This is a genomic window from Streptomyces sp. NPDC058534 (assembly GCF_042717365.1).
GTDB lineage: Bacteria > Actinomycetota > Actinomycetes > Streptomycetales > Streptomycetaceae > Streptomyces.
The window spans coordinates 35,705-45,148 of sequence record NZ_JBHXNW010000075.1 but is presented as its reverse complement, the minus strand read 5'-3'; the positions used below and the strand labels follow the sequence as shown (position 1 = coordinate 45,148).

General features: G+C 73.1%; 10 protein-coding genes. 8 read left to right on the top strand and 2 right to left on the bottom strand.

Annotated elements, in window-relative coordinates; translation table 11 throughout:
- Positions 1-117: 117 nt before the first annotated feature.
- Both ACFWR9_RS33900 and ACFWR9_RS33895 read left to right on the top strand, forming a co-directional pair.
- Entirely contained in the window at positions 118-879 is a 762-nt protein-coding gene (locus tag ACFWR9_RS33900; protein WP_383848988.1) for an SDR family oxidoreductase, read from the top strand.
- A gap of 17 nt (positions 880-896) precedes the next feature.
- Positions 897-1,937, top strand: coding sequence for an L-idonate 5-dehydrogenase (locus tag ACFWR9_RS33895; RefSeq protein WP_383848986.1), 1,041 nt, complete (start codon positions 897-899; stop codon positions 1,935-1,937).
- A gap of 76 nt (positions 1,938-2,013) precedes the next feature.
- Here ACFWR9_RS33895 and ACFWR9_RS33890 read toward each other — a convergent pair whose 3' ends face one another.
- Positions 2,014-3,552: an APC family permease gene (locus ACFWR9_RS33890; protein ID WP_383848983.1), complete on the bottom strand. Its 1,539-nt coding sequence runs from the start codon at positions 3,550-3,552 to the stop codon at positions 2,014-2,016.
- Positions 3,553-3,588: 36 nt separating this feature from the next.
- Positions 3,589-4,545 (bottom strand): hypothetical protein, encoded by a 957-nt coding sequence (locus ACFWR9_RS33885; protein ID WP_383848981.1) that lies wholly within the window; start codon positions 4,543-4,545, stop codon positions 3,589-3,591.
- 254 nt (positions 4,546-4,799) lie between these two features.
- On the opposite strand from ACFWR9_RS33885, the gene ACFWR9_RS33880 reads away from it, so the two are divergent.
- From ACFWR9_RS33880 to ACFWR9_RS33855, 6 genes are all read left to right on the top strand, one after another.
- Complete coding sequence (locus ACFWR9_RS33880; protein ID WP_383848979.1) at positions 4,800-5,693, top strand: DMT family transporter; 894 nt, start codon at positions 4,800-4,802, stop codon at positions 5,691-5,693.
- Between the two features lie 24 nt (positions 5,694-5,717).
- Positions 5,718-6,251, top strand: coding sequence for an NUDIX hydrolase (locus ACFWR9_RS33875; protein ID WP_383848977.1), 534 nt, complete (start codon positions 5,718-5,720; stop codon positions 6,249-6,251).
- 40 nt (positions 6,252-6,291) lie between these two features.
- On the top strand, positions 6,292-6,684 hold the full coding sequence (locus tag ACFWR9_RS33870) for a YidH family protein (RefSeq protein ID WP_383848974.1): 393 nt from the start codon (positions 6,292-6,294) through the stop codon (positions 6,682-6,684).
- A 3-nt stretch (positions 6,685-6,687) separates the two neighbouring features.
- Positions 6,688-6,999 (top strand): DUF202 domain-containing protein, encoded by a 312-nt coding sequence (locus tag ACFWR9_RS33865; RefSeq protein ID WP_383848972.1) that lies wholly within the window; start codon positions 6,688-6,690, stop codon positions 6,997-6,999.
- Between the two features lie 113 nt (positions 7,000-7,112).
- The gene (locus ACFWR9_RS33860) at positions 7,113-8,138 is read left to right on the top strand and encodes a phosphotransferase family protein (RefSeq protein WP_383848969.1); all 1,026 of its coding nucleotides are present in this window, start codon (positions 7,113-7,115) and stop codon (positions 8,136-8,138) included.
- 6 nt (positions 8,139-8,144) lie between these two features.
- Positions 8,145-9,395 (top strand): acyl-CoA dehydrogenase family protein, encoded by a 1,251-nt coding sequence (locus ACFWR9_RS33855; protein WP_383848967.1) that lies wholly within the window; start codon positions 8,145-8,147, stop codon positions 9,393-9,395.
- Positions 9,396-9,444 lie beyond the last annotated feature (49 nt).

Genomic DNA, 9,444 nt, shown 5'->3' with positions numbered 1-9,444 from the left:
CCGCCTCGTCCGACAGGTATCCCAACTTGGCGCTGGCCCCCGGAGCCCTTGTCCTTCTGTTGTCACTGGTCATTTAGGCGCACGGGACACCGGCCAGTCAGAAACAGGAGTACGACGATGACGGCTCACCCCCTCTTCGACATCGACGGGCGCACGGCCCTGGTGACCGGCTCCAGCCGGGGCATCGGGCTGGCCCTGGCCCGGGGCCTCGCGCAGGCCGGCTGCCGCGTGGTCCTCAACGGACGCGACGGCGAACGCCTCACCGAGGCGGCCGCCGGCCTCCCGGGCGACGTGCACACGGCCGCCTTCGACGTGACCGACGGCCCGTCCGTGGCCGCCGGGATCGCGGAGGTCGAGGAGCGGGTGGGCCCGCTCGACATCCTGGTCAACAACGCGGGCATCCAACTGCGGGCGCCGCTCCTTGAGTTCGCGGACGCCGACTGGCAGCGCATCCTGGACACCAACCTCACCAGCGCCTTCCTGGTGGGCCGGGAGGCCGCGCGCCGGATGACGGAACGCGGCCACGGAAAGATCGTCAACATCTGCTCGCTGCAGAGCGAGGTGGTCCGTCCGGGCATCGCGCCCTACGCGGCCACCAAGGGCGCGCTGAAGATGCTCACCAAGGGCATGTGCGCCGACTGGGGCCCGCGCGGCGTCCAGGTCAACGGGCTCGGTCCCGGCTACATCGAGACCGAGCTGACCCGGCCCCTGGTCGAGGACGAGGAGTTCAGCGCCTGGGTGCGCGGGCGCACGCCTGCCGGGCGCTGGGGCACCACGGAGGACCTGGTGGGCGGGCTGCTGTTCCTCGCCTCGCCCGCCGCGGACTTCGTCGGCGGACAGGTGCTGTACGTCGACGGCGGCATGACGAGCGTGCTGTGAACGCCGGGGAGGCTTCCATGCTGGGCTGCGTGATCCACGGCGCAGGAGACCTGCGGATCGAGGAGATGCCGGTCCCCCGTCCCGGCCCGGGCGAGGCGCTGGTCGCCGTGCGCTACGGCGGCGTGTGCGGATCGGACCTGCACTATTGGCGGCACGGCGGGGTCGGCGACTTCCGCCTGCGGGAGCCGATGCTGCTCGGGCACGAGGTGGTCGGGACGGTGGTGGCGTACGGCACCCCCGGCGCGCCGGGCCCCGCCGCCGGTACGCCCGTCGCCGTGCACCCGGCGACCCCGTGCGGGGCATGCCCGGAGTGCGTGGACGGGCGGCGCAACGTCTGCCGGGACACCCGCTACCTGGGCAGCGCGGCCCGCTTCCCGCACGTGCAGGGCGGCTTCGCGGCCCGGATCGTCGTCCCGGCCGGCCAGTTGCGGCCGCTGCCCGCCGGTCTCGACCCGCGCCGCGCGGCCCTCGCCGAACCTCTCTCCGTCGCCCTGCACGCCGTACGCCGGGCCGGGGACCTGACGGGCCGGCACGTCCTGGTCACCGGTGCCGGGCCCATCGGCTGCCTGGTGGTCGCGGCGGCCAAGGCGGCGGGCGCGGCCCGCGTGACGGTGACGGACCTGCTGCCGGCGGCCCTGGAGTACGCGCGGGCCGCCGGCGCCGACGTGCTCGTACCGGCCGACGACCCGGACGACACCGGGTGGCCGGTCGAGGTGGACACGGCGATCGAGGCGTCCGGGGTGGCCGCGGGTCTGGACGCCGGTCTGCGGCTGGTCCGGCGCGGCGGGGTGGTCGTCCAGCTCGGCATGCTGCCGCCGGGCCGGAGCCCCTTCGCGGGCAACCTGGTGGTGAGCCGGGAGATCGAACTGCGCGGGGCCTTCCGCTTCGACGGCGAGTTCGACGCGGCGCTGGACCTGCTCGCCGCCGAGCCCGCGTTCGACGCGCTGGTCGGCGCGGTGGTCCCGGTGCGCGACGCGGAGTCGGCGTTCGAGCTGGCGGCGGACCGGAGCCGGTCCTGCAAGGTGCTGCTGGACTTCGGCCCGGCCCCGGCGCTCTGAGGCCCCGGGACCCGCACGTCTCCTACACCCTCCTTCCCCCGGTCAGGAGGACCCCCCGGTCAGGAGGACCCTCCGGTCAGGAGGACGCCGCCTTGTCCAGCTGGAACGCCTCGTTGCCCTGCCCGATGCGGGCGTGCCGCTCGGGTGCCCGGGAGCGCAGCAGCAGTCCCTGCAGCACGCCGGCGACGGCCGCGAGGCCGATGATGCCGGGCAGCACCCAGCTCAGGGCGGAGTCGGGACCGGCGCCGACGAGGACGTCGAAGTCCTTGACCGTGTAACCGGCGATCACCAGCAGGGCGACGCCCGCGACGGCGGAGGTGGCCAGCCGCACGCCCTGGGCGCCGGCGGCTCCGCGGCGTACGAAGAAGGCCACCACGGAGAACGAGGCGGTGGCCATCAGCAGGATCACGCCGAGGGCACCGATGTTGCCGCCCCAGGTGAACAGGTGCAGCACGGGCTGGGTGGGGTCGCCGTTCGGCTTGTCGTCGGCGATGGCGAACCCGGCCACGACGACCACGGACACGGCGGTCTGGAGCAGCGAGCCGGTGCCCGGGGCGCCGCTGGAGCCGCTGGTCCGCCCGAAGGCGGCGGGCAGCAGCCCTTCGCGGCCCATGGCGAAGGCGTACCGGGCGACGACGTTGTGGAAACTGAGCAGGGCGGCGAACATGCCGGTCACGAAGAGCACGTGCAGCACGTCGGTGAAGGTGGAGCCGAGCCGCGACTCGGTCAGGAAGAAGAGCAGCCCGGCGCTCTGCTCCTGCGCGGTGCCGACGATCTTGTCCGGCCCGGTGGCCACGGTCAGCGCCCAGCTGCTGAGCGCGAAGAAGACGGCGACGCCACCCACCGCCAGGAACATGACACGCGGTACCAGCACGTGCGGCCGGCTGGTCTCCTCGGCGTACACGGGCGCCTGCTCGAAGCCGAGGAAGGCGGCGATGCAGAAGCACAGGGCGGTGCCGACCCCGGCGCCGGTCAGGGTGTCCGGGTTGAAGGCGTGCAGCGAGAGCCCCTCCGCTCCCGGGTCGGCGACGGCGGCGATGTCGAAGACGACCACCAGGACCACTTCGATGAGCAGCAGTACGCCCAGGACGCGCGCGTTGACGTCGATCTTCAGCCAGCCCAGCGTGCCGACCGCGAACACGGCCAGCAGCGCCGGGATCCACCAGGCGACGTCCAGGTCGGCGTAGGTGGCCAGGAGCCCGGAGACCTCGAAGCCGAAGATGCCGTAGATGCCGACCTGGAGCGCGTTGTAGGCGACCAGCGCGACCAGGGCGGCACCCGCGCCGGCGGTGCCGCCGAGGCCGCGGGAGATGTACGCGTAGAAGGCTCCCGCGTTGTGGACGTGCCGGCTCATCTCGGCGTAGCCGACGCTGAAGAGGATCAGCACCACGCCGAGCAGCACGAAGAGCAGCGGCTGTCCCACGATGCCCATCACCGCGAAGGTGGTGGGCATGACGCCCGCGACCACCATCAGCGGGGCCGTGGCGGCGAGCACGGACAGCAGCAGCCCGCCCGTGCCCAGCCGGTCGGCGCGCAGCGCGCGCTCCTCGCCCTTGAAGGTGCTGATGGCGCCACCGTTCGCGGTTCTGCTCGTGCTCGAACTGCCCGTGGTCATCGGGGGACATCCTTCTCTCGTCTGCGGGGGGGATGGTCAGGCCGTACCGAGCGCGCTCGCGCGGGCCGCGCGGAAGGCGGGTAACGGGTCGCGGTCGGGATACGACCAGGGGGCGGGCGTGACGTGCTCGCCGATGCGGTGGAACAGGGCTGCGGCCTCGGCGCCCCGGCCCTCGCAGCACTTGGCGTGGGCGAGGAAGTTGAGGTCGATCAGCCGACGTGGATGGCCGTCCTGCTCCCACTCGAGCCACCAGTCGAAGGCCGCCTTCATCACCAGCCGGGCGCGGCGCCCCACCCAGTGGCCGGCGGCGTTCGGGTCGGTGGGCTCGTGCCCGGCGACGGCGAGCACGCGGTAGCGCTCGGCGTGCGCGACGACCGGGAGGATGGCCAGGGGAGAGTCGGCGGGGGCCTGCTCGGCGGCCCAGTTGGCGAAGTCGTACACCTCGTGCAGCGGGTCGGGACCGTCGTCGCGGCCTCGCTCGGCGAGCCGGGCCACCATCAGGTGGTGGGCGTGGTGGTGGTCGGCGTACCGCACGCGCACCTCGTCGAAGACCCGGACGACGTCCTCCTCGGCGCCCAGCGAGCGCTCCAGCATGAGGAGCCCGAGCCAGGGCGTGGGGTCGCCGGGCACGAGCGCGGCGGCCTCCCGGCAGGCCTCCCGGGCCCGGGCGGGCTTGTCCTTCCCCCGCAGGGCGCGGTGGACCAGGGCGAGGGCGAGCAGCACCGTCGCGTCGGCGGAGTCGGGTTCGGCGAGCAGCCACTCGCGGGCCCAGGGGGCGCAGTAGGGCTCCTTGGCGAGTACGGCCACCCGATGCCCCCGGCGGTCCCAGTCATCACCCGTGTGGACCAGCAGGGACCGGGCGGACTGCCAGCGCCCCTGGGCCAACGCCGCGCGGGCGGCGACGAGTTCGGCGTCGTCGAGGGCCTCGTCGAACGCCTGGGCCGCACGTCTGCGGCCGCGGCCGCGGCCGAGGGGAGGCGGGGGTGGGGACACCGCGGGAAACTTCCTCACGCGACGCGGGGGGTCGTCGTAGCCGGATTGCCATGAACTGATCACGCACAGCAAACCGGCCGCCAAGGCTTGACGTCAAGAGGATTCCGTTCGTTACACGCGTCAACTCATCTGCCGGCGACACAACTTGACCGGCTCCCACCCCGAATGCCGCACTCGCCCGGCGACCGGCTGCCGCCGACACTAGAGTCGGCCTCGACGCACCCGTGACCCGACTGACGATCGAGGTACGCAGCGTGTCGGTTCTGGTTCTGGTTCTCGCCGTGAGCGCCGCGTGCTGCCTGGGCTTCGGTTTCGTCCTCCAGCAGAACGCCGCGCAGCGCGCTCCGCTGGGCGACTTCCTCTCGCCCCGCCTGCTGCTCGACCTGGTACGGGTGCCTCTCTGGCTGGCAGGCATGGGGCTGATGGTGGCCGGCATGGTGCTGGGCGCGATCGCGCTGGGCGGCGGCGAACTCACCCTCGTCGAACCCCTCCTGGCGACCAACCTCCTCTTCGCCCTCGCCCTGTCCCGCATCCAGACCCGGCAGCCGTTGGGCCCGCAGGGGTGGGCCGGCCTGACGCTGCTCGCGGGCGGGGTGACGGCGTTCATCCTGGCGGGCGAGCCGCGCGGCGGCAGCGCGGTGAGCGACCCGCTGCGGCACTGGCTGATCATCGGCGTGATGCTGGGCGTGGCCGTGCTGCTCACGGCGTGCGCCGGGCGCTTCCGGCTGACCTGGGGCCCGACCCTGCTGGCCTTGGCCGCCGGGCTGCTCTACGGGGTGCAGGACGCGCTGACGCGGGTCAGCGGGCGCCGCTTCTCAGCCGGCGGCCTCTCGGAACTTCTGACCGGCTGGCAGCCGTACACGGTCGTGATCCTCGGCGTCACCGGCCTGGTCCTGGTCCAGAGCGCCTTCGAGACGGCGCCGCTGCGCAGGTCGCTGCCCGCACTGACGGCCGCCCAGCCGCTCGCGGGCATCGCCTGCGGGGTCGGTTTCCTCGGCGACCGCCTGCGCACCGACACCGCGGCGCTGGCGTGGGAGGCGGCGGGCCTCGCGTCGGTGGTGGCCGGCATCGTATTGCTGGGCCTGCACCCGGCGATGCCGCAGGGCACGGGCGAGAGCGGGCGCGAACGGGCCCTGCAGCGGCGCTGACCGGCCGCTGGTTGGATGGTGGGCATGAGCGCTGCTGACGAGATCCTCGACATCGTCGACGAGAACGACCACGTCACCGGAGAGGCCCGGCGGGGCGACGCGTACGCACGGGGGCTGCGCCACCGCTGCGTGTTCGTGTGGGCCAGGGACGCCGAGGGCCGGGTCTTCGTCCACCGCCGCACGGCGACGAAGCTGGTGTTCCCCTCCCTGTACGACATGTTCGTCGGCGGGGTGGTGGGCGCGGGTGAGTCCTACGACGACGCGGCGCTGCGGGAGGCGGAGGAGGAACTGGGGGTCACCGGGCTGCCGCGCCCGGAGTTCCTCTTCAAGTTCCTGTATGACGACGGCGCCGGCCGGACCTGGTGGTCGGCGGTCTACGAGGTGCGCTGCGAGGGCCCGGTCACTCCGCAGGTGGAGGAGGTGGCCTGGCACGGGTTCCTGCCGGAGTCTGAGCTGAAAGGACGACTCGGGGAGTGGGAGTGGGTACCGGACGGGTTGTCGGCGTATGCGCGGCTGCGGGCTTGGCGGGGGCACGGGGGCGAGCCGGAGGCACCTTGACCGGCACCCGGCAGGCATCGCGCCGGATAGGGTCACTCAGGTGATCGAATTCGTGCGGAACGCCCGGCTCTGGTTCGCGCCCGAGGAGGTCAAGGGAGAGGGCCGTACGCCCGACTACCGCTTCTCGCTCGCGAACGAGCGCACCTTTCTGGCCTGGCTGCGCACCGCCATGGCGCTGATCGGCGGCGGTTTCGCGGTGGACCAGTTCCTGCCCGACCTCCGCTGGGGCTGGCGCGTCGGCCTCGCGCTCGCACTGCTCGCCGCCGGCGTGCTGTGCTCGCTGCGCGCCGTGAACCACTGGGTGCGCTGCGAACGCGCCATGCGCCGCGGCGAGGACCTCCCCGCCTCCCGCTTCCCGGCCCTGCTCAGCCTGGTCGTCGCGGTCGTCGCCGTGGCGATGGTCCTCGTGGTCCTCGTCGGCTGGGAGGGCTGAGCGGTGAGCACGGACCGCGACCCCGGGCTCCAGCCCGAGCGCACCCGGCTGGCCTGGCGCCGCACCACCCTCTCCGGCACCGTCGTCGCCGTACTCGCCGCGAAGACCGCACTGCACGGCGGCGCGACACCCCCGTCCGTCCTCGCCGCCACCCTGTGCTGCGCCCTCTGGCTGGCCTTCCTCCGCATCGCCCACGGCCGCATCACCACCCTCGCCTCGACGTACCGCCCCCGAGCCCTCACCCCGCCGCACGCCACGGCCGCAGCCCTGTGCACGGTCGCCATCGCCGTCTGCGGCGCCCTGCTCGTCCTCTGAGGCACCCGCAGTCGCACCCGTGGCACCGATCACGTTCCGCCCGCCCACTGGACGGCATACCGACCGGTCGGCATCATGAGTCGGGTACTGTTCACCTGCCGCAGGGAGCGACGATGACCCCCGACCACCCGCCCGGACTCGATCTCGACCGGTTGCGCGAGCTGCTCGACCGCGAGCGGCCCGGCCTGGTGACCGGTCCGCTGTCCGGCCGGCTGATCGAGGGCGGGCGCTCGAACCTCACCTACGCCGTCACGGACGGCACCGCCCGCTGGGTCGTGCGACGCCCGCCACTCGGCCACGTCCTCGCCACCGCGCACGACATGAAGCGCGAGCACCGCGTCATCAGCGCCCTGCACCCCACGAACGTACCGGTACCCCGCCCCCTGCTCCTCTGCGAGGACGAGGACGTCATCGGGGCGCCCTTCTACGTGATGGAGTTCGTCGAGGGCACCCCGTACCGCACCGCCGACCAGCTCACCCCGCTCGGCCCCGAGCGCACCCGCGCCGCCGTGCTGAACCTCGTCGACACCCTCGTCGAGCTGCACGCGGTGGACCCCGCCGAGGTCGGCCTCGGGGACTTCGGCCGACCGGAGGGGTTCCTGGACCGCCAGCTCCGCCGCTGGGCCAAGCAGCTCGACGCCTCCCGCAACCGCGACCTCCCCGGCATCGACGAACTGCACGCCACGCTCGGCCGGGAACTCCCCCGCTCCCCCGCCCCGACCGTCGTCCACGGCGACTACCGCCTGGACAACGTCCTGATCGGCGGCGAGAACGACGAGATCAACGCGATCCTCGACTGGGAGATGTCGACCCTCGGCGACCCGCTCACCGACCTCGGCCTGCTGGTGATGTACAGCAGCCCGCTCGGCATGCCCGACTCCCCCGTCTCCACCACGGCCCAGGCCCCCGGCCACCCCGCCCCCGCCGAGCTGGTCCAGCGGTACGCCGACCGCTCGGGCCGCGACGTGCGGGCCGTCGCCTGGTACACGGCGTTCGCGTGGTTCAAGCTCGCCGTGATCCTGGAGGGCATCCACTACCGCTACACGCTGGGCCGCACCGTCGGCCCCGGCTTCGACCGCATCGGCGACCTCGTCCCCGCATTCATCGAGCACGGCCTGACCACCCTTCAGAAGGGCTGACCCGCCATGGACTTCGCGTACGACGCACGCACCGAGGAACTCCGCGCCAGGCTCCTCGCCTTCATGGACGAGTACGTCCACCCCGCCGAGCGGACCGCCCACGAGCAGCGCGCCCGCCTCGCCTCCCCCTGGGACACCCCGCAGGTCGTGGAGGACCTGAAGGCCGAGGCCCGCCGCCAGGGCCTGTGGAACCTCTTCCTCCCCGACGCCGAGCACGGCGCGGGCCTCACCAACCTCCAGTACGCCCCGCTCGCCGAGATCACCGGCCGCAGCCCGCAGCTGGCGCCCACGGCGACGAACTGCGCGGCCCCGGACACCGGGAACATGGAGGTGCTGGCCCAGTTCGCCGACGAGGCGCAGAAGAAGCAGTGGCTCCAGCCCCTGCTGGCCGGTGAGATCCGTTCCGCGTTCGCGATGACCGAGCCGGACGTGGCCTCCTCGGACGCCACGAACATCACCACGCGCATCGAGCGAGACGAGGGGGGCACCTCCCGCTCGAGCGGAGCCGAGAGTGGGGGAGAGTACGTCATCACGGGCCGCAAGTGGTACATCTCCGGCGCGATGAACCCGGACTGCCAGATCTTCATCGTGATGGGCAAGACCGACCCGGACGGCGCGGACATCCGCCGCCAGCAGTCCATGATCCTGGTCCCGCGCGACACGCCCGGAGTGACGGTCGACCGGGCCATGCAGGTCTTCGGCTACGAGGACCACTACCACGGCGGCCACGCCGAGGTGACCTTCGACCACGCGCGCGTGCCGGTGTCCAACCTGATCGGTGAGGAGGGCGGCGGCTTCGCCATCGCCCAGGCCCGCCTCGGCCCCGGCCGCATCCACCACTGCATGCGGCTCATCGGGATGGCCGAGCGGGCGATCGAGCTGATGTGCCGCCGCGCGGTGTCCCGCGAGGCGTTCGGCAAGGCGCTGGCCCAGCAGGGCGTGGTCCACAACTGGATCGCCGACGCCCGGGTCACCGTCGAGCAGTTGCGGCTGCTGGTGCTGAAGACCGCCTGGCTGATGGACACCGTCGGCAACCGGGGCGCGCACACCGAGATCCAGGCCATCAAGATCGCCACGCCCCGCGCGGTGGTCGACATCATCGACCGGGCCATCCAGTTGCACGGCGCGGGCGGCGTGAGCCAGGACTTCCCGCTGGCCGAGCTGTACGCGGGCGCCAGGACGCTGATGATCGCCGACGGGCCGGACGAGGTGCACCAGCGCTCGCTGGCCCGCCGGGAGATCAAGAAGTACCTCTGAGCGAGGCCGACCGGGCGAGGAGACGCCCCCGGAACCCCCGGGGGCCGTC

Bases quoted from the DNA above. Each gene is read 5' to 3' on its own strand.
- ACFWR9_RS33890 (WP_383848983.1), bottom strand. From the start codon at position 3,552: ATGACCACGGGCAGTTCGAGCACGAGCAGAACCGCGAACGGTGGCGCC.
- ACFWR9_RS33895 (WP_383848986.1), top strand. From the start codon at position 897: ATGCTGGGCTGCGTGATCCACGGCGCAGGAGACCTGCGGATCGAGGAG.
- ACFWR9_RS33860 (WP_383848969.1), top strand. From the start codon at position 7,113: ATGACCCCCGACCACCCGCCCGGACTCGATCTCGACCGGTTGCGCGAG.
- ACFWR9_RS33875 (WP_383848977.1), top strand. From the start codon at position 5,718: ATGAGCGCTGCTGACGAGATCCTCGACATCGTCGACGAGAACGACCAC.
- ACFWR9_RS33900 (WP_383848988.1), top strand. From the start codon at position 118: ATGACGGCTCACCCCCTCTTCGACATCGACGGGCGCACGGCCCTGGTG.
- ACFWR9_RS33855 (WP_383848967.1), top strand. From the start codon at position 8,145: ATGGACTTCGCGTACGACGCACGCACCGAGGAACTCCGCGCCAGGCTC.